Genomic DNA, 21,180 nt, shown 5'->3' with positions numbered 1-21,180 from the left:
GATTATCGCTCCCCATCCGGGCCAGGCGTCGACTGCGCGGGCGACCGTCCGAGGAAGCGGTCGCGGGTTTCGGCCCAGATCGCCAAGCATTCGGCGTCATTGGCCGCCGCCTCGCCCATTTCCTGACAGAGACGCTGCCCCTCGCGCAGGAGATCGACCTGTCGCGTCTGCAAAGGAACGGAAGGGGCCGGACCGGCTACATCCTCGCGGTTCATCTCGATGATCGCCGCCGTGATGGCGACGGCTACGAATACGATGGCTGCGATCCGGGCCAGCACCTTCCCCTCCATGATGGGCCTCCCCGGCGTCAGTTGAACATCTGGGCGTTGCCGGGCTGGTAGCCCGAGCCCGGTGTCAGGAAGCGTTCGCGCTGGATGCGGCCCTGTTCGGCGGCGGTCGCGCGTTCGGCTTCCATCAGGGCGTCGGCCCGGCCGTTGGCCGAGATGACCGCGATCAGGTCGGAAAGCTGCTGCGACTGGAGGGCGAGAAGCTGATTGCCGGCTTGGGTGGCCTGAAGCGCGCCGGTCGCCCCTTGGCTTTCGCCGACGAGCGCGGACATCTCCGCGCGGTTGCTGTCGATATTGCCGACGACACCCGCCTGCACCCGCATCGCGTCCTGAAGACCCCCGACGGTATTTTCCCAGCGGGTTCGGGCATCCGCAATGAGCTGCTGGTCGGTGGCCGTGAGGGAAAGGTTGCCATAATCCTGCTGGAACATCTGGTCGATGTTCTGCACATCGAAGGCGATGTTCTGGGCCTGCCCGAGAAGCTGCTGGGTGCGTTGGACGTTCTGCTGAAGCGCCTGAAGCGAACTGTAGGGCAGGCTCGCGAGGTTGCGGGCCTGGTTGATCAGCATCTGCGCCTCGTTCTGGAGCGAGGTGATCTGGTTGTTGATCTGTTCCAGAGTGCGGGCGGCGGTCAGCAGGTTCTCCGCGTGGTTGGTCGGGTCATAGACGATCCGCCCAATGCCGAAGAAGGCGTGGGCCGGTGTCGTGAACATCGGGGTCAGCGCCAGCGGTGCGGTGAGCGCAAGGGCGAGCGCCGAAGCGCTGGCGATGCGGGTGAGCCGGGGAATTGTGCGCGTCATGGGGTAATCTCCTCTTCTTCCAGGATGAGTTCGATTTCGCCGAGGTCAGCGACCGTCGGCGGCAGGGTCTCGCTTTCGGTCGCGAGATTGGTGAGGTCCGGGATGAGATCGGCGGCCCAATCGACGTCGCGTGCCCGGAGCCAGGCCGAGAGGAACCCGTCGCCACCGTGTTCAGCGAGGATTTCGGTGATCAGGGCCTGATCGGATTTGGCCGAGGCGGCGCAGAGCGCCAGACCGACCTCCGACAATCCAAGATCGAACAGGCGGTTGCCACGCCGCGACTGGCAGTAGTAGTCCCGCTTCGGAGTCGCCCTGGCCAGGATTTCGATCTGGCGATCATTGAGGCCAAAGCGGCGATAGATCGCGGTGATCTGGGGTTCGATGGCGCGCTCGTTCGGCAAGAGGAGTCGCGTCGGGCAGCTTTCAATGATGGCCGGAGCAATGGCGGAATTGTCGATGTCGGACAGCGACTGCGTGGCGAAGATGACGCTGGCGTTCTTCTTGCGCAGGGTCTTGAGCCATTCTCTGAGTTGGTCCGCGAACCCTTCGTCGTCCAGCGCAAGCCAGCCCTCGTCGATGATCAGCAGCGTAGGTTGCCCACCCAACCGATCGCCGATGCGGTGGAAGAGATAGGAGAGGACGGCGGGCGCTGCGCCGGTGCCGACGAGGCCCTCGATTTCAAATGCCTGGACATCGGCCGAACCGAGATGTTCGCTCTCGGCGTCGAGCAGCCGACCATACGGGCCGCCGACGCAATAAGGCCGTAGCGCCTGTTTCAGGTCGTTGGACTGGAGCAGCACGGCAAGGCCGGTGATGGTGCGTTCGCCGACCGGGGCGGAAGCAAGCGAAGTCAGCGCCGTCCAAATATGTTCCTTGACGTCCGGGGTGATCTGGATGTTCTCGCGCATCAGGATCGCGACGATCCAGTCCGCAGCCCAGGCGCGCTCGGAGGTCTGGTGAATACGAGCCAGCGGTTGCAGCGAGACGGAAGCATCGGCCGCATCGGTCAGCTCGCCGCCAAGATCGTGCCAGTCCCCTTGCATGGCGAGGGCGCAGGCGCGGATGGACCCCCCGAAATCGAAGGCAAAGACCTGAGCGCGCGGATAGCGGCGAAACTGCAAGGCCATCAGCGCCAGCAGCACGGATTTGCCCGCGCCGGTCGGTCCGACGACGAGGGTATGGCCCACGTCGCCCACATGCAGGGAAAGCCGGAACGGCGTCGATCCCTCGGTCCTGCCGTAAAGCAGTGGGGGTGCGCCGAGATGATCGTCGCGTTCCGGCCCCGCCCACACGGCGGACGAAGGGACCATGTGGGCAAGGTTGAGCGTCGAGACCGGCGGCTGCCGGACATTGGCATAGGCATGTCCGGGCAGGCTGCCGAGCCAGGCGTCGACGGCATTGACCGTCTCGACCATGACGCTGAAATCGCGGGACTGGATGATCTTTTCGACCAGCCGCAGCTTTTCGTCGGCGCGGCGGGCGTCCTCGTCCCAGACGGTGACGGTCGCCGTGACATAGGCCATCCCGGCCATGTCGGCGCCGAGTTCCTGCAAGGCCATGTCCGCGTCGGCGGCCTTGTTCGCCGCATCGGTATCCACGAGCGCAGATTGCTCGTTGGTCATCACCTCCTTGATGATCGCCGCGATGCTCTTGCGCTTGGCGAACCATTGCCGCCTGATCTTCGTCAGCAGCCGGGTCGCGTCGGTCTTGTCCATAAGGATGGCGCGGGTGGACCATCGGTAGGGAAAGGCCAGCCGGTTCATCTCGTCGAGCAGGCCGGGTGTGGTGGTGCCCGGAAAGCCGGTGATCGTCAGAAGCCGGAGATGTTGATTGCCCAGTCGGGGTTCCAGGCCGCCGGTCAGCGGCTGATCGGCCAGCAGCGCATCGAGATAGACCGGAGTTTCGGGCACGCGGACGCGATGCCGGTTGGTCGAAATCGTCGAGTGGAGGTAGGTCAGCGTGCCGGCGTCATCGAGCCATCGGCACTCGGGCATGAAGCCGTCGAGCAGCGCCAGCACGCGGTCGGTGCGGTCGATGAAGCCGCGCACCAGTTCCCAGGGGTTCACGCCCGAGGTCTCGCGCCCTTCATACAGCCAGGACTCGGCACGTGCGGCATCTTCGGCGGGCGGGAGCCACAGGAAGGTCAGGAAGTAGCCAGAGACGAAATGGCTGCCCTCCTCCTCGAAATCGGCCTTCCGCTCGGCATCGACCAGCGCCGAGGCCGGATCGGGGAAGCGGCTTGCGGGATAGCTTGCGGCTTCCGACCGCTGTGCTTCGACAAAGATGGCCCAGCCGGAGCCGAGACGGCGGAAGGCGTTGTTCAGCCGCCCGGCCACCGCGACCAGCTCGGCCGCGACGGCGGAATCCAGATCGGGACCACGGAACTTCGCCGTGCGCTGGAACGAGCCGTCCTTGTTCAGCACGACGCCGGAGCCGACCAGCGCCACCCAGGGAAGGTAGTCGGCAAGGCGTGAGGCGGTGCGACGGTATTCTGCGAGATTCATCATGGCTCGTGCCTCACACCGAAAGATGGCCGGGGATGCGAAGATGGCGGCGCGCGACCTCGACGAAGAGCGGATCGCGTTTGGCGGCCCAGACGGCGGCGATGTGACCGACGGCCCAGATCAGGATGCCTGCAAGCCATAGCTGAAGGCCGAGGCCGACGGCGCCAGCCAGCGTGCCGTTGAGGATCGCGACGGATCGGGGCGCCCCGCCGAGCAGGATCGGCTCGGTCAGGGCGCGGTGAACCGGCACCGCGAAGCCCGGCACGGTATCGAGGGCCTCGAAGCTCACGGCCATCAGACCAGCGCCCCCCCGCCGAAGCTGAAGAACGACAGGAAGAAGCTCGATGCCGCGAAGGCGATGGAGATGCCGAAGACGATCTGGATCAGCCGCCGGAAACCGCCGCCGGTATCGCCGAAGGCCAGTGTCAGGCCCGTGACGATGATGATGATCACCGCCACGATTTTCGCCACTGGACCTTCGACGGATTCGAGGATGGATTGCAGCGGCGCCTCCCAGGGCATGGAGGAGCCGGAGGCCCAGGCCGGGGACGTCATCAGGCTCACCCAGGCGAAGGCCGATGCGGTTGCGATATGGTGGCGGATACGGAAGGCACGACGGATCATGCAGGTTCTCCAGTGTTGTGAGTGGTGTCGGGTTCTGAAAAGGCTGAGGAAATTCGGTAGTCTCCGTCCGGCCCGAGCCCCTCGACGCGGGCAAGCTCGGCAAGGCGGCGGGCGGAACCGCGCCCGGAGAGGACGGCAACAAGGTCGATGGTTTCCGCGATCATCGCGCGCGGCACGGTGACGACCGCTTCCTGGATGAGTTGTTCGAGGCGGCGCAGCGCGCCGATGCCGGAACCGGCATGGATCGTTCCGATCCCTCCGGGGTGGCCGGTGCCCCAGGCTTTGAGCAGGTCCAGAGCTTCGGCCCCACGGACCTCACCGATCGGGATACGGTCGGGGCGCAGGCGCAAGGACGAGCGCACCAGATCGGACAGAGTGGCGACACCATCCTTGGTCCGCATGGCGACCAGATTGGGCGCCGCGCATTGCAACTCGCGGGTATCCTCGATGATTACGACCCGATCCTGCGTATTCGCCACCTCGGCGAGCAGCGCATTGGTCAGCGTGGTCTTGCCGGTGGACGTGCCGCCCGCGACCAGGATGTTCGCGCGCGACTGGACGGCGGCGCGGAGTGCTTCTGCCTGATCCTCGGACATGATGCCGGCCGCCACATAGTCATCGAGGGTGAACACCGCGACGGCGGGTTTGCGGATGGCGAAGGCAGGCGAGGACACCACCGGGGGCAGCAACCCCTCGAAGCGCTCTCCCGATTCCGGCAGCTCCGCCGAGACCCGTGGGCTGCGCGCATGCACTTCGACGCCGACATGGTGGGCCACCAGCCGCACGATGCGCTCGCCATCGGCGGCGGACAGGATCTCGCCGGTATCGGCCAGCCCTTCGGACAGCCGGTCGACCCAGATGCGCCCGTCGGGATTCAGCATGACCTCGACGACAGACGGGTCTTGCAGCAAGGTTGAGATGGCAGGCCCGAGCGCCGTCCGGAGCATACGCGCGCCGCGGTCCACCGTTGCCTGTTTGTGGTTGATGCCTGCCATCTCGTCCCCGTTCCACCGGGGAGGCGAGAGACGATCCCCGGATGGGGATGACTAAAAGAGACCCAAATCGGGTCGTTTCAACAAGTTTCGACCGTCGTAGTAGCGTAGCGCGCAAATACAGGAGAACGGCGGTGACCCCATCTAGGACCAAGCCTGAAAGCAGCGCCTTGGTCCTTGTCAGGTGATTCGGTTCATCGCGCGGCGGTCAGGAGCCAGCTCCGCACATCCGCTGTCGGTTCAGGGTGGCGCGGCTTGCGCGGCGAAACCAGGTAGAAGTCCGAACCGACGCGCAATTCCGTCGCGAAGGGGCGCGCGAGGCGGCCTGCATCAATATCGTCCTGCACGAAGAACAGGCTCGCTAACGCCAGACCCTGACCGGCGACAGCCGCGTCAACGGCGAGCGATGTCTGGTTGAAGCGAATGTTCTTGGCTGAGGCGGTCACGCCACCCGGATAGGCTCGTTCGAGGAACTGTGGCCAGAAATTATGTGCGTCGTGTAGGAGCGCATAGCGCGTGAGATTGTCGTCCTCGTCGGGCGGACCGAGCTTTTCGAGGAGAAGCGGGCTGGCAACTGCGACGATCACCTGCTCGAACAGGAGTTCGGTGTTGAGGCCCGCCCCGAAGGGTGGCCGCCCATAGCGCACGGCGATGTCGACCGCATCCGTCTGGAAGCTGGAAAGCCGATCCGTGGCAAGGATACGAAGGTCTATATCCGGGTGTGTGGCGGTAAAATCTGGCAGGCGCGGGATCAGCCAGCGTGATGCGAAGGTCGGCGTGACGCTGATGGTCAGGTGCCTGGGTTCCGGCTTCAGCATTTCGGTCGCCTCGGCGATCAACTCGAACGCCCGGCGGATATTGGCAACGTAGCTGCGGCCCGCCTCCGTCAAGGCCAGCGTGCGTGGCTGGCGCTCAAACAGCTTCAGCCCGAGTTCGGCTTCCAGCCCGCGAATCTGCTGCGCGACCGCCCCTTGCGTGACGCCCAGCTCCTCGGCCGCGAGCCGGAAGTTGAGATGCCGCGTCACGACCTCGAATACGCGCAGGCCGTTGAGCGAGGGGAGTCGAGGGAAACCTTCCGGCATAGGATAGATTTTCTACAGAGTGATGGGAGTGGAACTGGTTCGTATCCCGTTTCAAAGGATGATACCAATCCATAGTGCCTCCGTATAGGCGGCTTCCACGATCAATTCTCTTTCAGAGGCCACGGATATGACAGTAGAAAAAATCGCAATCATCACGGCTGGCGGTAGTGGAATGGGCGCGGCTGCTGCGCGCCGGCTGGCGGCAGATGGGTTCAAGGTCGCGGTTCTCTCGTCCTCTGGCAAGGGTGAGGCACTGGCACAGGAACTCGGGGGCTTCGGCGTCACGGGCTCGAACCAGTCGAATGACGACTTGAAGCGCCTCGTCGACGGCACCCTTGAGCGTTGGGGACGTATCGACGTGCTGGTCAACAGCGCCGGCCACGGCCCGCGCAAGCAGATCCTCGAAATCACCGACGAGGACTGGCACGCAGGGTTCGACACCTATTTCCTGAACGTCGTGCGGCCGGCTCGGCTCGTCGCTCCGACCATGCAGAAGCATAAGGGCGGCGTCATTATCAACATCTCGACGGCCTGGGCCTTCGAGCCGAGTGCGATGTTCCCGACCTCGGCCGTTGCTCGTGCCGGGCTCGCATCTTTCACCAAGATCTTCGCCGATACCTATGCGGCCGACAACATCCGCATGAACAACGTGCTGCCCGGCTGGATCGACAGTCTCCCCGCGACCGAGGAGCGCCGCGACGGCGTGCCTTTGAAGCGTTACGGCACCTCCGAGGAAATCGCGGCGACGGTTGCCTTCCTCGCTTCCGATGGCGCGGCCTATATCACTGGCCAGAATATCCGGGTCGACGGCGGCGTCACCCGCGCCGTGTAAGCCCATGAAGAAAACCGCCTGGCTTGCCTTCTGCTTCCTCGGATTCATCTGGGGAAGCAATTTCATCTTCGTCAAATGGGCAGCGGAATACATCACGCCGGCTCAGATCACGCTGCTGCGCGTGGTCTTCGGCTTCCTCCCTGTTTTTCTGTTCGCGCTGTCTCGGGGCGAACTGCGATGGAGCCATGCCCGTCATGTGCATCATTTCGCGGTCATGGCGCTGGTGGCGACCGCGCTTTACTATTTCGCCTTCGCCAAGGGCACGGCCTTGCTGCCGTCGAGCATCGCCGGAATGCTGAGCGGGGCGATCCCGCTCTTCACCTTCGTCTGCGCTTTCCTTTTCCTGCGCGAGGAACGCATCACGGCGACAAAGGCGGTCGGCGTCGCCCTCGGCTTTCTCGGCGTGTTGCTGATCGCGCAGCCGTGGTCGGTCGGTGGCGACATCGAGATGGCAGGGGTCGCCTGGATGATCGCGGGCACCTTCAGCGTCGGTTGCTCCTTCGTCTATGCCAGAAAATTCGTCAGCCCGCTGAAGCTGCCAGCCGCCGCCTTGACGACCTACCAGATCGGCATCGCAATGCTTCTGCTGTTCATGGTGATCCCGGTCGAGGGGATTGGCGCGGTCTTCGCCGACGACCGGGCCTGGATCGGCCTTGTCATCGGTCTTGGCCTCTGCGGAACCGGCCTTGCCTATGTCGCCTATTATCACATCGTCGAAAACCTCGGTGCGCTGGCGGCTTCGAGCGTTACCTACATTCCTCCGGTCGTGGCCCTGGTGATCGGCGTCGTGTTCGTCGGCGAGGCGATCCAGCTGATCGGCTACCTGGCGATGTGCCTCATCCTCGCGGGGGTCGCTCTGCTTCAGTTCGGGTCGCGGAAGGTGGCACCGGAGGTCGAGCCAGATGCCGGTGTCGGCCTTGCTCCTGCCGGAAAAGCACCATGAAGCAGGCATTGCTCCATGATGTCTGGCTGGTGCTGGCCGATGCGGTCAAACAGCGAACGCCCTTTACGCTGATGCAACTCGCGACCGTCGGCGAGGACGGTGCGCCGAAGATCCGAACCATCGTGCTGCGCAGCTTCAACGAGGCATCTACGAGTCTGTCCTTCATCACCGACCTGCGTTCGCCCAAGGTTCGGGAGATCACGGCCAATCCGTGCGTATCGCTTGCCGGCTTCGACAATGAGAGGGTCGTTCAACTGCGCATCGACGGTCGGGCGGAGATCATCGAAGACGAGACGAGGCGGCGGGACTTCTGGAACGCGCTGCGCCCGCATACACATATCCTCTTTCGGTCGGCACTGCCGCCGGGGACAGTGCTGGCCTCGCCGAATGAAATGGAAACCGACGATAGCGATCCGGCGACCGCCTATGCGCGGTTCTGCCTGGTCGAGATCGTCATAAGCCATGTGGAACGATTGGATCTTTCCTCGGAGCCGCACAGGCGATGCAGCTTTAGGCAAGGGCTCCACGGCTGGGAAGGACGCTGGATCGTGCCCTAAGAACGGTTTTGCGATAGTTGTAGCGTTCGCCTCCGTCGCGCCATCGCCGCGAAAAAGCAGTTTACGGGATCGGCATTAATGCAAGCACTCCGCCTGACGATCTATTCGTCCGCTGCCGCTACATCCTCGGTAATCTCCTGCCGCAGCTTCGGTCCCTGTGCGAGGCGTCGGCCGAGCGCAGTGATGAACGCCTCGTATCGCTCGGCCGATTTGGCCTTTGCCGCCTTTGCCGCCGGCTCGGGCAAGGCTGGCGTCGTCATCAGCCAGAAACGAATGAATACCGCCAGGCTCTCGACGGCGATGCCGACATCACGCTCTACCCGCGTCATGCGGCGGTCGATCTGGTCGAGTCGCTTGGCGACGATCGCCTCGCGGCGCTCAGCATCATCCGGCGACACGAAGGATGCGATGGCAGCCTCGGCGATCATGGATTGCGACCGATCCCGGCGTGCGGCGAAGTCGGCCAGCGCCGCAGTGAGGTCTGGATCGAGATAGATCGTGACCTTTGATTTCTTCTTGCGTTGCATCATGGTCCTATAGGTCCATGCCGTCGTTCGGGTCCATGGCAACCTGCCGGGCAATCCCCTGGACCTGCCGGATCATCCGCCGGTTCTGGACAGCCTCCTCGTCGACATCATCGGGCGGGGCGAACTCAAACTCGTTCTCGATGGGCTTTTTCTTCTCCACCGGCTTCACCCGGCTGAGTTCTGGCTGCAAGCGGCGTTCGGATTCGGTCGTATCCTCGTCATCCGTCGTGGGGTTGTCCTCATCCACGGCGGCTTCCGGCCGCGCCGGGAGCGGAAGCGTGGTCCAGTCGTCGGGCCGGGCTCCCTCAGGGCGCTGCAATTCAGGTGGTGACAGAACACGCTCGCGAAACCGGGCGTCCTCGTAGTAGCGCGCCTTCGTCGCCCGGATCGGGGGGATGCCCGCCACCATGACGATCTCCTCATGCGGGGGAAGCTGCATGATCTCGCCCGGCGTCAGCAACTGGCGGGCGGTTTCCGAGCGCGAAACCATGAGGTGCCCGAGCCAGGGCGACAGCCGGTGCCCGGCGTAGTTCTTCATCGCCTTCATCTCGGTAGCAGTGCCGAGCGCGTCCGAGACTCGCTTGGCGGTGCGTTCGTCATTCGTCGCAAAGCTCACCCGCACATGGCAGTTGTCGAGGATAGAGTTGTTCGGGCCATAGGCTTTCTCGATCTGGTTCAGCGACTGCGCGATCAGGAAGCTCTTGAGACCATAGCCCGCCATGAAGGCCAGGGCCGTCTCGAAGAAGTCGAGCCTGCCCAACGCCGGAAACTCGTCGAGCATCAAGAGCAGCCGATGCCGCCCCGTGTTCGCCTGCAGATCCTCGGTCAGGCGGCGGCCGACCTGATTCAGCAGCAGTCGCATCAAGGGCTTGGTGCGGTTGATGTCGGAGGGCGGCACGACGAGGTAGAGCGTGGTCGGCTGATCGCCTCCCACAATGTCGCTGATGCGCCAGTCTGAGCGGCGCGTGACCTCGGCCACGACCGGATCTCGATAGAGGCCGAGAAACGACATCGCCGTCGACAACACGCCGGACCGCTCGTTCTCGGATTTGTTGCGCAGCTCCCGCGCGGCGCTGGCGATGACGGGGTGCGGTCCTGCGTCACCGAGATGCGCGGTTTCCATCATGGCGCGCAGGGTGGAATCCACCGGGCGCTTCGGATCGGAGAGGAATCGTGCCACGCCGGCGAGGGTCTTGTCGGGCTCCGCATAGAGGACATGAAGGATGGCGCCGACGAGGAGCGAATGGCTGGTTTTTTCCCAGTGATTCCTTTTGTCCAACGAGCCTTCGGGGTCGACGAGGATGTCGGCAATGTTCTGGACGTCGCGCACCTCCCACTCGCCGCGGCGCACCTCGAGCAGCGGATTGTAGGCCGAGGACTTTGGGTTGGTTGGGTCGAAGAGCAGCACGCGGCCATGGCGTGCCCGGAAACCCGAGGTAAGCTGCCAGTTCTCGCCCTTGATGTCGTGGACGATGGCCGAGCCGGGCCAGGTCAACAGCGTCGGCACCACCAGGCCGACGCCCTTGCCCGAACGTGTCGGGGCAAAGCACAGCACATGCTCCGGTCCATCATGGCGCAGATACTCGCGATCATACCGGCCAAGGACGACACCATCGGGATCGAGCAGGCCGGCCGCCTTCACCTCGGGTTTCTCCGCCCATCGCGCCGAGCCATAGGTGGCGACGTTCTTCGCCTCGCGCGCGCGCCAGACTGACATGCCGATGGCGACCGCGATGGCGATGAAGCCGCCCGAGGCCGCGATGATCCCGCCCTTGGCGAAGATCGGCGGCGCATAGGCTTCATAGAAATACCACCACCAGAAGAGTGCGGGCGGATAGTAGATCGGGGTGCCGAACAGCTCGAACCAGGGCGGCCCGAGTTGCGCCTGATAGGCAAGGCTCCAGGCGACATATTGGGTGGCGCCCCAGGTGGTGGCGAGGATGATGAGGAAGACGACGCTGATCTGTCCCCAGAGGATCTTGGTGGCGGACATGGGGTTGGTTCCTTTCCGATTGAGGTCAGAGGCCGAGGCCGCGCTTGCGCCCGAAGTCCCAATCGACACCGCCGTCGTCGCGGGCGATGCCGGAGACGTGACGGCCGATCTGCTTCTCAATGGAGGGCGACCAGGGCACGAGCTGGAAGCCGAGGCCATCGTCGATCATGGCGAAGCGGCCTGAGGCGAGCGCGAAGCGCTGGCGATAGGAGCCGGCGACATATTCGCCGCTGGCGGCGCGCTCGAAGGACATGCCGGTCTCGGCCGCGAGCTTCTCGCCGAGACTGTCGAGTTCGCGCCTGCGCAGCGTGTTCAATAGCCGGCGAGCGAAGACGACGCGCCCGCCTTGCCGCTCCGCGAGATCCTCGCCGATCAGATGCTCCGCCCGCTCGTCCAGTGCCTGACGGACCTCGGCGCCGAAGCCGCTATCCGAGAGAGGAACCGGCTCGCGGGCGATGGCCTGGCGGTCGAGCCAGGTCGCGCCCGAGGCCCCCACCTGCGCACCGAGATCAAGATCGGAGCGGACAGCGAGCGCGACGCGGCGCGCACCTTGCGCATCTTCATAGGCGCGCAACTCGACGATTGAGCCGGGCGGGCTGTCACCGGCGGCATCGAGATGAGGGAGCTTGATGTGGTGGGTGCGTCCGTCGACGCCATCGACGACGGCATAGGCCGTGCCCTTCAACTCGTCGTCAAGGCCGCGCTCGACCAGGCGGCCGATGACGGGAACGTCGAGGCTTTCGCCGGCGAGGACATAGCTGGCCGAGCCGCGTTCGATGCCGCGCGCGATCAGGGCACGGTGCATGCGCTTGATGATGTCGCCGCGCTCGCCGAGTTCGCGCAAGACCGTCTCGGCCTCGGGCTTGATGAACCATTGCGAATGGCCGATCTGCCCGGCGACGCCGAGGATTTCGAGGGTGCGCAGCCGCCCGACCTTCAGCGTATGGAACTCGTCCTGCGGTCGGCTGGCGAGCGGGGCAAGATCGACGATGCCGGATTTTCCCGCATCACGGACAAGCTGCCGGTCGAGCTGGGTCCAGCGTTCCGCCTCGATCTGGGCCTCTAGCGCACGGTGAATGTCGAGATCGGTGCGCGGCCCCAGCTCCTGGGTGATGAGATCGCGCGCCCGGTCCCGCATCCCCTCCTTGATGTAGTCGCGGGAGATCACGAGGTCCTGCCCATCGTCGCGAACACCGCGCACGATCAGATGGACATGCGGATGCGCGGTGTTCCAGTGATCGACCGCCACCCAGTCGAGGCGCGTCCCGAGATCCTTTTCCATCTGGCCGACAAGATCGCGCGTGAATGATCGGAGGTCGGAAATATCCGGCGCGTCGTCGGGCGAGACGATGAACCGGAAATGATGCCGGTCATCGCCGCACCGCTCCGCGAAGGCGCGACCATCGGCATCCTCCGTTCCCGGCCCGAACAGCCGTGCCTTCTCGCCATCTCGGGTCACGCCGTCACGGCGGAGATAATCGAGATGCGTTCCGAGCGGCGCGGACCATGCCATGTTGCGCACCACGCGCGCCTTGACGACGGCGCCGCGTGTGCGGGTGGTGATGAGACGATTGGCCTGGACGCTGGCGCGCTGGCCGCGCCCGAAGCGGGAGCGATTGCCGGAAGTCACGCGGCCGGATCGAGAGACGCCACCGCCGGCCTTCTTCGCGGCGGCGAGCGCCTGCGCGATGAAGGGCCGGGTCTGCTGAGCGCGGGTCGAGCGGATGCGCCCCGGCCTTATGCGGAACTCGTGTTCATCGGACATGACACAGCCCCGCACGGTGCAAGACAGTAAGGAAATTCAGGAGGATGGGCGCGAGGCGCACGGTGCGCGAATGCGCGGCACGGTGCGGAACGCGCCGAAAACATGAACAAAAACAACCGACCGACCGAGCCGCACCGTGCGCGCTTTTATCCTGCCATCTTCCGGTCGTGGTGCCTGCCGCCACCCCCCGCGCCCTCCATGACACGCCAGCGGTCGACAGGATGCGAAACCGCACGGAGCCGCTCATGGCTGGTCCTCACCGGCACTGCGAGCGACGAACAGCCCCTCCGGCTGCAAGGCCGTGAGCGTTTCCGGTGCTGCCGGGACGAATGAAGGGGCGTCGCGAGGCGTGGGGTCGGGTGAAGCCGGATCGGAAGCGGTAGCGCCGATTTCTCCCGCCACGAAGATCGCCGCCTCGCGCCAATCGAGCGGTGGAACAACCGACGAGCTGCCCCCCGACGGTCGCTCGCCGAGCAGGATCGGTGTCAGCGCGGCGACGTAGGCGCGTGTCTCGGCCGGAAGCGGACGAGCCGTCGCGCGGTATTCGTCGTAACGGCCGGGACCGGCATTGTAGGCCGCGAGCATCGCGGCCACATTGCCGTAGCGATCCCACATCTCGCGGAGATAGGCCGTGCCCGCGAGGATGTTGTCGCGCGGCTCGAAGGGGTCGCGGCCGAGAGCATGGCGGATGCGCAGATCCGCCCAGGTGTCGGGCATGACCTGCATCAGTCCCATCGCACCGGCGGACGAAATTGCGCGCACGTCGCCCGCGCTCTCAGTGCGCATCACGGCGATGATCCATGTCGTCGGGATGCCGAAGCGTTGCGAGGCTTCCGCAATGTGGGCGTCGTGCGGATGCGCGGCAACCACATGACCGGGCATCGCAGCTTGGGCTAGGACGGGCGGCGTGGTGATGGCTGAAACGAACAGGCCGGAAAGAAGAGAGAGGATGATGCGGCGGCGGACGCCGTATCTCCCGGAGGCGAGACGAATGCAGGAGATGAGCATGGTCATTCCTGCTCGTCGCGCTTCTTTTGGCGGGTCCAGTGCAAGCCCCAGTCGCGTCCGTCCTCGTCCGCCTGGAACAGGCGGGCGCGGATCGGCTGCTGGAAGACGGGATCGTCGAGCAGGACCGAAACGAACGGCCCGGCGCGTTCCCCGGAATGTTTCCAGCCCGCGCCGACTTCCGGTCCGTCCTCGTCGCCGAGGTGGATGCGGTAGGCGGGCGCATTCTCCGCCTCGGCGTTCTCTGCTGGAACGAAGGTCAACTCCGCGTCGAGCGTGAGGGTGCGGACATGCCCGGAATAGCCGGACGGGGTGCGGGTAAATTGGCCGATCTGTGCCATGGGAGGTTTCCTTTGCTATGCGGTGGAGAAGACGCGGGCCGTTCGCACGCCCCGCAGCGGACGCGCCGTCACCGCATCGGCGCGCGCCAGACAAAGCGGCCATCGCCGTCTTCGTCGGTGAAAAGCGGGATCGCGCGGCCGATCACCGCCGAGGCGGGGAACGGGCCGAAATAGCGGCCGTCGAGGCTGTCGCCGACGTCCGGGTTCATCAGGAAGACTTCGCCCTCGGCGATGACGCGGCAGCCCTGCCAGACCGGCAGGTCTCGGCCGAGGCTGTCGCGGTCGCGTGCTTCGCCGAGCGGAACACCATCGACGGCGATGGCGCGGCCGGCGCGGCAGACGCGCTGTCCGGGCAGGCCGATCACGCGCTTCAGAAGCGGCACGTCGCGCGCGACGTAGCCGCGGTCCACCATGTAGGACGCGAACGGCTCAGGTGGCATGACGGCGACCAGATCGGGCATCTCGATCCGATCAGCGGGCGCGACGGTGTAGAACCCGATCGGCACGCTGGCCGATGCGTTCCAGAGCAGCCTTGGCGCGGTCGGAACGAATCCGGCGATGGCGATCCCCAGCGTGGCCGCCGCCGTCACCATGACATAGCGAAAGCGCGTCATGGGGCGATCTCCCGGCGCCGGAGCCATGCCTGATGGCGCTCGGCGGTGTAAGGACGCGGCGCTTCGCCTGCGTTCATCCAGTGGGCGACATGCCGCCAGTGATCGGGATCGACCTGGGCGGGATCGACGCCAATGGCCTCGATCCCGTCGACATGGCGAAGGACGGCCTCAACCTTCGGCCAGCCTTCGATCTTCAGCAGGATTTCGCCGCCCGGACGGACGAAGGGCAGCGTCTGATAGGATTCGCCCGGCGCAACCGCGCGCAGGATGTCGAGGCGCGAAATGATCGTGCCGTGGTCGTTCGCCGCCCAGCGGACGAACGCGAACACCGAACCAGGACCGAAAGAAACGACGCGCCGGTTGCGGTCGAGGATCTGCGTTCCCGCCTCATGGCCGAACCTGATCCAGTATTCGGTCCTGCCCTCCACCCAGGTCAGTTCCACGCGGGTCAGATCGCCATCATGGGCATCGATACCGATCATGGGCGGTCTCCCGCTGTGTCGGGAAACTCGCGCGCAAGCAGGTCACGCAGCATGTCCGCGACGGTGGTGCCGCGCCCGAACGCGGCGATCTTGATCCGCCCGCGAAGCTCGGGCGTGATGTCGATCGTCAGCCGGGCGGAATGGGCGGCTGCGGCGCCATCGCGCGCTGGCCGTCCATCGCCAGCCTTGATCCAGCCATCGGGATCGGCTGGGCGCGTAGCGAAGCCGCGCTTGTCCGTGCCGGCCGTCATGACGGGGCTCCGTCATGGAACGGCAGCACGGTGGCGATGCGGGCGCGGGCGAGATCGGCCATGTCGGCGTCGATCTCGCAGCCGAGATAGCTCCGGCCGGAAAGCCGACAGGCTTCCCCGGCTGCGCCGGAACCGGCGAACCAGTCACCGACAAGTCCGCCTTCCGGGCAGCTCGTGCGGATCAGGATTTCCAGGAGCGCCGACGGTTTCTCGGTCGGATGGATGGCGCGGCCGTGGCAGTTGCGCAGGTAGATGACCGAGCGCATGAGGCGCGGTCCGCCGTCATGGCTAATGTAATGGCCGGCGTCGATCTGGCCGGTATGGGGTGGACGCTGCTTGCGCCGCACCGTGCGGGCCGTTGCGTCGGGCGTGGTCTGGACGTCGTTGTAGATGTCGCGCCAGGCGGTCTCTGCCGGATAGAACTGGACGGCCAGCTCATGCACCCGCTTGAAGCGATCATTGTGAAAGCCGGTGCCGTTCTGCTTCTCCCAGATCACCTCCTGCGCGATGCGCAGACCCGCATTGGCGAAGTGGTCGGCGGTCGCCATGAAGGAACGAAGTGAACCGAAAACCCAGAGCGAGCCGGTCGGCTTGAGGGCGGCGCGCGCCAGCGCGACCCAGCCCTCGACGCGCCGGTCCCAGGCGAGCGAGGTGTCGCCATAGGGCGGATCGGCGAGGATCATGTCGTAGGGAGCGTGCCAGGGCATTTCTTCGCGGCAGTCGCCGGTCAGGATGGTCATTGGCCGACCCTCCCGATGCCCAGCCGCGCAATCTCATCGGTGAGCGCTGCGACTTCACGCGCGGCAGGAGATTGGCGGTCGATCTCGCCTGCGAGACGACCTGACTGTGCAGCGTCGGCGAAGACGACGCGCTGCCCGACAGTGGTGGCAAGGACGGGCGGGTCGTGATCTGCAAGGCTTTCGGCCGTTTCGCGGGCGATGACGGTGCGCGCGCCGCAGCGGTTGAGCGCGAAGCGGGCGACGAGTTGGGGCCGATAGATGCGGGCCTCTGCGAGGAGGGCCAGCATTTCGGCCGAGGCCCAGCCATCGAGGGGCGACGGCTGCACCGGGATCAGCACCAGGTCGGCGGCGAGGAGCGCGGAGCGCATGAGGCTGGCGACACGCGGCGGTCCGTCGATGACGACGTGATCGACATCGCGGGCGATCTCCGGTGCCTCGCGGTGCAGTGTGTCCCGTGCGAGGCCGACGGTGCCGAACAGTCGAGGCAGGCCCTCGCGTGCGCGTTGCTGTGACCAGTCGAGCGCCGAACCCTGCGGGTCGGCATCGAGAAGTGTGACGCGCTTTCCGCCCTGCGCCAGTTCTCCGGCGAGATGCAGCGCCAGCGTGGTCTTGCCGACACCGCCCTTCTGGTTGAGGAGTGCGATGATCATTGGCCGCCTCCCGGCAAGTCGAGAGGAAGGCGGGGTGTGTCGGAACCTTCGGAAGCCTCGGTTCCGCCGGGCTGAGGGGCCGGCTGGGAAGCGCGTGGCGTGGCAGATGCGCCGTTCCTAGCGGCTCTGCTGAGGCTTCTGGCGGTGTCGCGGATGAGGTTTTCCACATCGCGCACGCGCTCTTCAAGGTTAGAGTCTTTGTTAGACTCTAAGTTAAGGGCGCGATTTTGCGAGTGGTCTTCGGGCGTTAAGCCCGATTTCGGTTCCCGATAGCACGAGCCTTGGGTTCCCGATAGCACGATAGTCCGGGTTCCCGATAGCACGAGGCCATTCACAGGTTTTCCACAGGCCGGTGTCGGCTCGAAGGCGAGCAGCATGCGCCCGCCGATCTCGGCTTCCAGAAAGAGCCGGTAGCCCGGCAAGGGCTGGCGTCGGATGATGTCGCGCAACTCAAAAGCGAAGCGTTTGAATGGCGACATGCTGCCGGACTTCTGATGGAGGTGGCGGAAGTCGAAGCGCCAACCCTCACGCTGGCGGCCGCCGTGCTTACGCACTAGGCGGTAGAGCCATCGGTCGAGTCCGCCGGTCAGGTCGAAATAGGTCCGGTCGATGGTCAGCACGAGCGCGTCGTCGAGGACGGCCTGATAGAACCAGTCCGGCACGATCATCTCGATACCATCGGGGCGGCCGTTGCGGTCGGTGCGCTCCTGCCATTCGTTGATCCAGGAGAAGCGATGCCGGCGGCCTTCAGCTGGTTGCCGGATCGAGGTGGAAATGGTGGTCGATTGCAGCCGGTCGAGTGCGGCCTTCAGGCGCTGGTAGTCGCGCAGCGACGTGCCGCGCCCGACATAGGTGAGGATTTCGTAAGGCGTGGCGGCCATCAGCCGGGACGTCCGAAGCCCGGTATCACGGGCTTCGACGATCTGGCTGGCGGCCCAGATCAGGATGTCCGCATCCCAGATCGTCGCCATGCCATGATCGGGGACCGCCTCGACCCGGATCGTCACATTGCCGGCGGCGAAGTCGATGGGCGCGACACGTTTTGACTTGCCGAGGGAGAAGAAGGGATAGGCCATGAGATCCTGCGCGTCTCGTGGCGCGAAGTCGCCGGGGAGCGCCCTGAACAGGTCGAGCTGCCCGCGCTCGGAAAGGGATCGACGTCGCGCCACCATGAAGGGAACTGGGTGCGATCAGCGGGCGGAGCGCCCGACCTGCGGGCCGGTCGGAAGGGCGTGGCGCTTGGCGGGCAGCACGGAGCCACGGGGATCGGAGGTGGAGGTTACCGCACCGCGCTCGGTCCAGGCTTCGAGATCGTCGATGGCATAGACAACCCGGCCGCCGAGCTTGCGATAGGCAGGGCCGGTCCCGTAGGTGCGGTGTTTTTCGAGCGTCCGGGCCGAAAGGCTGAGAAAATCCGCAGCCTCCTTGGTGCGCAGGAAGCGCGGCGGCAAAACGACGGGTTCATGTGGGATGATCGGGCCTCCGGGCTGTTGGGAACGGCCACTGCGAGTCAGCGGCGGGACAACGACCACGGTGGCGGAGGGAGGCCGGCGAGTTGCAGGGCGAAGTTGATGGGTATCGAAATCGCCCACCAGCCCAGGCGTCGAACTACGCTAGCGTTGGCGACGATGACGCAGGAGTTTTCGATAGCCGCCCGCGACCATGGAATGGGCGTCGCGCAGAAGCGCCTTGATCGTGTGGCGGGCCGAAGACGCCTGCCATTCATCGCGGTCGAGCGGCCCGATCTTCAGGATGACTTGCGCGATTTCCTGCTGTGTGGCGCCCGCCCTGTGTCCGTCAAAGGCGCGAAGCATCCGTCGCAGGCGTATGCGCTGCTGCCGGGTCAGCCGCGTATCGGGAGGAATGGCGCGGCCATGTAGGGCGGAGAGGAAGCGGCGGACGGCTTCGATCCGGTCGAAGCCGTCCAGGCCGAGCGGAACGATGGCGACGGCGATCCTGTCGTCGCCGGCCGTGCAGTCGAGGATCTGCAGATGCTGTCCGTTGCCAATATCGAGCCGGTAGTCCTCATCCGTAGGTTGCGAGCGAGGATGGGCGCGCCAGATCACGGTAGCTGCGAGACCGATTTGCTCGTCAAATTCCGATGGCGCGTTCGCCAGTATGACGACGCTCGTGTCCTCCTGCGGAAGCCATAATACCTTGGCGTCAGGTGGCGCAGCCAGCGGATCGACGGGGAAATCGGAGTCCCCACCGCTGCCGGATTCGTTCGGTCAGCGGTTCGGGATCTCCCTGGCCAGAGGCCGATGCCTCAAAATCAGCGTCATAGGCATCGTTGCGGCGGAGCCACTCCCAAGCCAGATCGGATGGCGTCAGCACATCCAGATGCTCGTAGTCTGCCGAAGAACGCCAGGTAGATGCGTTGGGTGTCATCGGAGCCTCCCACGTCACAGCTCAGGAAGTTGGAGAGACTCTACGATTCCCGTTCGGGTTGAATTGAGGAAGCTGGGTCGGGATCAACAGGTGATGCGTCCCGCGCATCGCTATGATGTTCGGTGCTGACTTTCGCGGACCAGTTCGCGATAGCCGCGCTCGGTCATCCAACGCGCTCGTGCGAGATGCGCGTCATGAACGCGGCGGCTACGCTCGGGATCACGCTCTGGATCGAGATTGAAGAGGATTCGAACCGCTTCGCGCCAGTCGGCGCCATCGCGCGCTGCGTCGAGCAGGCGCATATAGAGCTTCATGTGTTCTCGATCATATGGTGTCAGCGTTTGGCTGGACGGTGGTTCGTCAAGAAATGTCTGTGTCGCTTGTCCCATCAGTCGCTCACGATCGGATAACGTATTTGTTAACCATCTCCGGCGGGAGATAGCCATTCTTTTTATGGGCAACGGGTCAATGCGCAGGCCACGACGCTAACCCGGCGTCGGGCTCCGCTCGTGCAGGAGCAAGACGCCTTCGCCCTTATCCGTTGACAGGAAAACGATGCCGGCCGCTTCGAGAGCGCGGCGAACCTGATCGCGAGTCGTCTCGAACACCTCAAGCCCATTTTGGGATTCGAGGCGTTTGAGTGCGGTCAATGCGACCTGGGCCTTGTCAGCGAGCGTCTCCTGTGTCCAACCCAGCAACGCGCGTGCGGCCCGTGATTGGCGAGCGGTGATCATACATGATCACCTCCCACCGAGACCTGCACGCACTCCAGAACTACGACTATAATAGTCGCTCTGCCTTCAAATTCCACTCGAAATTCGGCTGGAATCGTCGTGATCAACCTCGCAGTGGCGGGATAGGCAGCCATCTGATTCGGTCGGACATACGACAGCGTATCGGCGCGGCCAGAATGGCCTGGCCCAGGGAGAGGAGGATGGGTTTGGGAAGGAGGGCGAGGGAACCGTCGCCTCCTTCCCATGGGAGGGTTCAAGGGAGGGGCTTCAGCCCTTCCCTTGGGGAGGATGTTTGAAGGAGGGGGCTTGCCCCTTCCTTCATGGGAGAGCGTTGAGAGGGGCGTGCCCCTTTCATCAGCCCTGCGGGCCGGTCGATCCGGCCGGCAGGGCTTTGACGACGAAGCAAAGACGAGAGGCGGCTTTCGCCGCCTCTCGTCGAAGGGTCAGTCGGTATCCGGTCCCCAGAGCGGATTGCTCTCCGGGTCCTCGATGTGCCCGTAGTCCGGTTCGAAACCGCGAACCACAGCCCCGATCTCGTGACCGCCGATGCTCGTGCGCCCCTGCGCAACGAGGATGCTCACCGCAGTCGGATCGGCCTCGATGGCCCAGATCGCGTCCTCCATATCGTCGTGGGGACCGAGGTTTTCGATGGGGATAACGTCGCCATCCTCGTCGTAGCCGCCGTGCAGATACATCGGCGCCTCGGCCAGACGCTTTGCGGCAAGCTCGGCATCGCGGATAAGCCCGAAAGCCTGCTTGCGATCGCGCCAGTATTCGGCGCTGCCCCCGTCGATACGGATGATCTTTTGTTCGGTCATGTCATGCTCCTTTCTCTCGCTGACGGGAGGGTCGGGCACCGTAGCCGCGAGGGGTCAGGGATCGCGCAGCGACCGCCAGCGGCGGCGAGCGGGGGAGCCGATTTTCTGACGATGCCCTTGGGTATCGGCTGAAAATTGGGGGGACCGTGAAGTCCTTGACGCCGGAGTGGCTGGTGCATGATCCGAAGTCAGAGAGAGAAGAGCCCGCGGCCCCGACTAGGGGCCGCGACAATATTCGGTGGAACCGAAGG

The 21,180-nt window shown here is 65.0% G+C and carries 27 protein-coding genes; 3 read left to right on the top strand and 24 right to left on the bottom strand.

Translation table 11 applies throughout. From position 1 onward, the window contains the following. Positions 1 to 2 precede the first annotated feature (2 nt). The 7 genes from trbK-alt to gcvA all read right to left on the bottom strand — a co-directional run bounded on the left by trbK-alt (position 3) and on the right by gcvA (position 6,289). A complete protein-coding gene (gene trbK-alt / locus ACFOM8_RS08680; protein ID WP_080620509.1) occupies positions 3 to 290 on the bottom strand; it encodes a putative entry exclusion protein TrbK-alt in 288 nt (95 codons plus the stop codon). 17 nt (positions 291 to 307) lie between these two features. Continuing rightward, complete coding sequence (gene trbJ, locus ACFOM8_RS08675; RefSeq protein ID WP_080620508.1) at positions 308 to 1,087, bottom strand: P-type conjugative transfer protein TrbJ; 780 nt, start codon at positions 1,085 to 1,087, stop codon at positions 308 to 310. Next, complete coding sequence (gene trbE, locus ACFOM8_RS08670) at positions 1,084 to 3,594, bottom strand: conjugal transfer protein TrbE (RefSeq protein ID WP_377761028.1); 2,511 nt, start codon at positions 3,592 to 3,594, stop codon at positions 1,084 to 1,086. Before trbE ends, trbJ begins: the two co-directional genes overlap by 4 nt. Positions 3,595 to 3,604: 10 nt before the next feature. After that, positions 3,605 to 3,886 (bottom strand): VirB3 family type IV secretion system protein, encoded by a 282-nt coding sequence (locus ACFOM8_RS08665; protein ID WP_080620506.1) that lies wholly within the window; start codon positions 3,884 to 3,886, stop codon positions 3,605 to 3,607. Beyond that, positions 3,886 to 4,215, bottom strand: a complete 330-nt coding sequence (locus ACFOM8_RS08660) for a TrbC/VirB2 family protein (protein WP_028710779.1) — start codon at positions 4,213 to 4,215, stop codon at positions 3,886 to 3,888. Before ACFOM8_RS08660 ends, ACFOM8_RS08665 begins: the two co-directional genes overlap by 1 nt. Further along, a complete protein-coding gene (gene trbB, locus ACFOM8_RS08655) occupies positions 4,212 to 5,162 on the bottom strand; it encodes a P-type conjugative transfer ATPase TrbB (protein WP_425274181.1) in 951 nt (316 codons plus the stop codon). Before trbB ends, ACFOM8_RS08660 begins: the two co-directional genes overlap by 4 nt. 239 nt (positions 5,163 to 5,401) lie before the next feature. Further along, positions 5,402 to 6,289, bottom strand: coding sequence for a transcriptional regulator GcvA (gene gcvA, locus ACFOM8_RS08650; protein WP_080620504.1), 888 nt, complete (start codon positions 6,287 to 6,289; stop codon positions 5,402 to 5,404). Between the two features lie 127 nt (positions 6,290 to 6,416). Here gcvA and ACFOM8_RS08645 point away from each other — a divergent pair, with 127 nt between their 5' ends. Genes ACFOM8_RS08645 through ACFOM8_RS08635 form a run of 3 tightly spaced genes read left to right on the top strand, consistent with a single transcriptional unit; the run spans position 6,417 to position 8,621 of the window. Further along, entirely contained in the window at positions 6,417 to 7,121 is a 705-nt protein-coding gene (locus tag ACFOM8_RS08645) for an SDR family oxidoreductase (RefSeq protein WP_089389006.1), read from the top strand. Positions 7,122 to 7,125: 4 nt separating this feature from the next. Next, the gene (locus ACFOM8_RS08640; RefSeq protein WP_080620502.1) at positions 7,126 to 8,064 is read left to right on the top strand and encodes a DMT family transporter; all 939 of its coding nucleotides are present in this window, start codon (positions 7,126 to 7,128) and stop codon (positions 8,062 to 8,064) included. Next, positions 8,061 to 8,621, top strand: a complete 561-nt coding sequence (locus ACFOM8_RS08635) for a pyridoxamine 5'-phosphate oxidase family protein (protein WP_080620501.1) — start codon at positions 8,061 to 8,063, stop codon at positions 8,619 to 8,621. Before ACFOM8_RS08640 ends, ACFOM8_RS08635 begins: the two co-directional genes overlap by 4 nt. A gap of 101 nt (positions 8,622 to 8,722) precedes the next feature. On the opposite strand, the gene ACFOM8_RS08630 is transcribed toward ACFOM8_RS08635, so the two are convergent. From ACFOM8_RS08630 to ACFOM8_RS08550, 17 genes are all read right to left on the bottom strand, one after another. Further along, positions 8,723 to 9,151, bottom strand: coding sequence for a ribbon-helix-helix protein, CopG family (locus ACFOM8_RS08630; protein WP_080620500.1), 429 nt, complete (start codon positions 9,149 to 9,151; stop codon positions 8,723 to 8,725). A 4-nt stretch (positions 9,152 to 9,155) separates the two neighbouring features. Beyond that, a complete protein-coding gene (locus tag ACFOM8_RS08625; protein ID WP_089389005.1) occupies positions 9,156 to 11,141 on the bottom strand; it encodes a conjugal transfer protein TraG in 1,986 nt (661 codons plus the stop codon). 25 nt (positions 11,142 to 11,166) lie between these two features. Next, the gene (locus tag ACFOM8_RS08620; RefSeq protein ID WP_080620499.1) at positions 11,167 to 12,906 is read right to left on the bottom strand and encodes a relaxase/mobilization nuclease domain-containing protein; all 1,740 of its coding nucleotides are present in this window, start codon (positions 12,904 to 12,906) and stop codon (positions 11,167 to 11,169) included. Positions 12,907 to 13,149: 243 nt separating this feature from the next. Then, positions 13,150 to 13,914 (bottom strand): lytic transglycosylase domain-containing protein, encoded by a 765-nt coding sequence (locus ACFOM8_RS08615; RefSeq protein ID WP_080622748.1) that lies wholly within the window; start codon positions 13,912 to 13,914, stop codon positions 13,150 to 13,152. A gap of 2 nt (positions 13,915 to 13,916) precedes the next feature. Continuing rightward, the gene (locus ACFOM8_RS08610; RefSeq protein WP_080620498.1) at positions 13,917 to 14,252 is read right to left on the bottom strand and encodes a DUF736 domain-containing protein; all 336 of its coding nucleotides are present in this window, start codon (positions 14,250 to 14,252) and stop codon (positions 13,917 to 13,919) included. A gap of 68 nt (positions 14,253 to 14,320) precedes the next feature. Then, the gene (locus ACFOM8_RS08605) at positions 14,321 to 14,866 is read right to left on the bottom strand and encodes a S26 family signal peptidase (protein WP_080620497.1); all 546 of its coding nucleotides are present in this window, start codon (positions 14,864 to 14,866) and stop codon (positions 14,321 to 14,323) included. After that, complete coding sequence (locus tag ACFOM8_RS08600; RefSeq protein ID WP_425320185.1) at positions 14,863 to 15,309, bottom strand: DUF2840 domain-containing protein; 447 nt, start codon at positions 15,307 to 15,309, stop codon at positions 14,863 to 14,865. Before ACFOM8_RS08600 ends, ACFOM8_RS08605 begins: the two co-directional genes overlap by 4 nt. Before the next feature lie 35 nt (positions 15,310 to 15,344). Next, the gene (locus ACFOM8_RS08595; RefSeq protein WP_080620495.1) at positions 15,345 to 15,599 is read right to left on the bottom strand and encodes a ribbon-helix-helix protein; all 255 of its coding nucleotides are present in this window, start codon (positions 15,597 to 15,599) and stop codon (positions 15,345 to 15,347) included. Further along, the gene (locus ACFOM8_RS08590; RefSeq protein WP_080620494.1) at positions 15,596 to 16,339 is read right to left on the bottom strand and encodes a DNA-methyltransferase; all 744 of its coding nucleotides are present in this window, start codon (positions 16,337 to 16,339) and stop codon (positions 15,596 to 15,598) included. Before ACFOM8_RS08590 ends, ACFOM8_RS08595 begins: the two co-directional genes overlap by 4 nt. Beyond that, entirely contained in the window at positions 16,336 to 16,989 is a 654-nt protein-coding gene (gene parA / locus ACFOM8_RS08585; RefSeq protein WP_080620493.1) for a ParA family partition ATPase, read from the bottom strand. The genes ACFOM8_RS08590 and parA overlap by 4 nt, the downstream gene beginning before the upstream one ends. Further along, positions 16,986 to 18,065 carry a replication initiator protein A gene (locus ACFOM8_RS08580; protein WP_230382923.1) on the bottom strand — a complete coding sequence of 360 codons (1,080 nt, stop codon included), beginning with the start codon at positions 18,063 to 18,065 and terminating at the stop codon, positions 16,986 to 16,988. The genes parA and ACFOM8_RS08580 overlap by 4 nt, the downstream gene beginning before the upstream one ends. Positions 18,066 to 18,179: 114 nt before the next feature. Continuing rightward, positions 18,180 to 18,440: a helix-turn-helix transcriptional regulator gene (locus tag ACFOM8_RS08575; RefSeq protein WP_449301489.1), complete on the bottom strand. Its 261-nt coding sequence runs from the start codon at positions 18,438 to 18,440 to the stop codon at positions 18,180 to 18,182. Between the two features lie 162 nt (positions 18,441 to 18,602). Beyond that, positions 18,603 to 19,055, bottom strand: a complete 453-nt coding sequence (locus ACFOM8_RS08570) for a DUF2285 domain-containing protein (protein ID WP_226341155.1) — start codon at positions 19,053 to 19,055, stop codon at positions 18,603 to 18,605. 97 nt (positions 19,056 to 19,152) lie between these two features. After that, positions 19,153 to 19,377: a transcriptional regulator domain-containing protein gene (locus tag ACFOM8_RS08565; RefSeq protein WP_080620489.1), complete on the bottom strand. Its 225-nt coding sequence runs from the start codon at positions 19,375 to 19,377 to the stop codon at positions 19,153 to 19,155. Positions 19,378 to 19,487: 110 nt separating this feature from the next. Then, positions 19,488 to 19,766, bottom strand: a complete 279-nt coding sequence (locus tag ACFOM8_RS08560; RefSeq protein ID WP_080620488.1) for a DNA -binding domain-containing protein — start codon at positions 19,764 to 19,766, stop codon at positions 19,488 to 19,490. 96 nt (positions 19,767 to 19,862) lie between these two features. Beyond that, positions 19,863 to 20,111, bottom strand: a complete 249-nt coding sequence (locus ACFOM8_RS08555) for a helix-turn-helix domain-containing protein (RefSeq protein ID WP_080620487.1) — start codon at positions 20,109 to 20,111, stop codon at positions 19,863 to 19,865. A 443-nt stretch (positions 20,112 to 20,554) separates the two neighbouring features. Continuing rightward, positions 20,555 to 20,929 carry a hypothetical protein gene (locus ACFOM8_RS08550; protein WP_080620486.1) on the bottom strand — a complete coding sequence of 125 codons (375 nt, stop codon included), beginning with the start codon at positions 20,927 to 20,929 and terminating at the stop codon, positions 20,555 to 20,557. Between the last annotated feature and the right edge of the window lie 251 nt (positions 20,930 to 21,180).

The organism is Paracoccus angustae (assembly GCF_042648745.1).
Lineage (GTDB): Bacteria > Pseudomonadota > Alphaproteobacteria > Rhodobacterales > Rhodobacteraceae > Paracoccus > Paracoccus angustae.
This window is presented reverse-complemented; position numbering and strand designations above follow the sequence as displayed.

What these genes read in the sequence shown, in the direction of transcription:
- trbK-alt (WP_080620509.1), bottom strand. Translation starts at nt 290, where the DNA reads ATGGAGGGGAAGGTGCTGGCCCGGATCGCAGCCATCGTATTCGTAGCC.
- trbJ (WP_080620508.1), bottom strand. Translation starts at nt 1,087, where the DNA reads ATGACGCGCACAATTCCCCGGCTCACCCGCATCGCCAGCGCTTCGGCG.
- trbE (WP_377761028.1), bottom strand. Translation starts at nt 3,594, where the DNA reads ATGATGAATCTCGCAGAATACCGTCGCACCGCCTCACGCCTTGCCGAC.
- ACFOM8_RS08665 (WP_080620506.1), bottom strand. Translation starts at nt 3,886, where the DNA reads ATGGCCGTGAGCTTCGAGGCCCTCGATACCGTGCCGGGCTTCGCGGTG.
- ACFOM8_RS08660 (WP_028710779.1), bottom strand. Translation starts at nt 4,215, where the DNA reads ATGATCCGTCGTGCCTTCCGTATCCGCCACCATATCGCAACCGCATCG.
- trbB (WP_425274181.1), bottom strand. Translation starts at nt 5,162, where the DNA reads ATGCTCCGGACGGCGCTCGGGCCTGCCATCTCAACCTTGCTGCAAGAC.
- gcvA (WP_080620504.1), bottom strand. Translation starts at nt 6,289, where the DNA reads ATGCCGGAAGGTTTCCCTCGACTCCCCTCGCTCAACGGCCTGCGCGTA.
- ACFOM8_RS08645 (WP_089389006.1), top strand. Translation starts at nt 6,417, where the DNA reads ATGACAGTAGAAAAAATCGCAATCATCACGGCTGGCGGTAGTGGAATG.
- ACFOM8_RS08640 (WP_080620502.1), top strand. Translation starts at nt 7,126, where the DNA reads ATGAAGAAAACCGCCTGGCTTGCCTTCTGCTTCCTCGGATTCATCTGG.
- ACFOM8_RS08635 (WP_080620501.1), top strand. Translation starts at nt 8,061, where the DNA reads ATGAAGCAGGCATTGCTCCATGATGTCTGGCTGGTGCTGGCCGATGCG.
- ACFOM8_RS08630 (WP_080620500.1), bottom strand. Translation starts at nt 9,151, where the DNA reads ATGATGCAACGCAAGAAGAAATCAAAGGTCACGATCTATCTCGATCCA.
- ACFOM8_RS08625 (WP_089389005.1), bottom strand. Translation starts at nt 11,141, where the DNA reads ATGTCCGCCACCAAGATCCTCTGGGGACAGATCAGCGTCGTCTTCCTC.
- ACFOM8_RS08620 (WP_080620499.1), bottom strand. Translation starts at nt 12,906, where the DNA reads ATGTCCGATGAACACGAGTTCCGCATAAGGCCGGGGCGCATCCGCTCG.
- ACFOM8_RS08615 (WP_080622748.1), bottom strand. Translation starts at nt 13,914, where the DNA reads ATGCTCATCTCCTGCATTCGTCTCGCCTCCGGGAGATACGGCGTCCGC.
- ACFOM8_RS08610 (WP_080620498.1), bottom strand. Translation starts at nt 14,252, where the DNA reads ATGGCACAGATCGGCCAATTTACCCGCACCCCGTCCGGCTATTCCGGG.
- ACFOM8_RS08605 (WP_080620497.1), bottom strand. Translation starts at nt 14,866, where the DNA reads ATGACGCGCTTTCGCTATGTCATGGTGACGGCGGCGGCCACGCTGGGG.
- ACFOM8_RS08595 (WP_080620495.1), bottom strand. Translation starts at nt 15,599, where the DNA reads ATGACGGCCGGCACGGACAAGCGCGGCTTCGCTACGCGCCCAGCCGAT.
- ACFOM8_RS08590 (WP_080620494.1), bottom strand. Translation starts at nt 16,339, where the DNA reads ATGACCATCCTGACCGGCGACTGCCGCGAAGAAATGCCCTGGCACGCT.
- parA (WP_080620493.1), bottom strand. Translation starts at nt 16,989, where the DNA reads ATGATCATCGCACTCCTCAACCAGAAGGGCGGTGTCGGCAAGACCACG.
- ACFOM8_RS08580 (WP_230382923.1), bottom strand. Translation starts at nt 18,065, where the DNA reads ATGGCCTATCCCTTCTTCTCCCTCGGCAAGTCAAAACGTGTCGCGCCC.
- ACFOM8_RS08565 (WP_080620489.1), bottom strand. Translation starts at nt 19,377, where the DNA reads ATGACACCCAACGCATCTACCTGGCGTTCTTCGGCAGACTACGAGCAT.
- ACFOM8_RS08560 (WP_080620488.1), bottom strand. Translation starts at nt 19,766, where the DNA reads ATGGGACAAGCGACACAGACATTTCTTGACGAACCACCGTCCAGCCAA.
- ACFOM8_RS08555 (WP_080620487.1), bottom strand. Translation starts at nt 20,111, where the DNA reads ATGATCACCGCTCGCCAATCACGGGCCGCACGCGCGTTGCTGGGTTGG.
- ACFOM8_RS08550 (WP_080620486.1), bottom strand. Translation starts at nt 20,929, where the DNA reads ATGACCGAACAAAAGATCATCCGTATCGACGGGGGCAGCGCCGAATAC.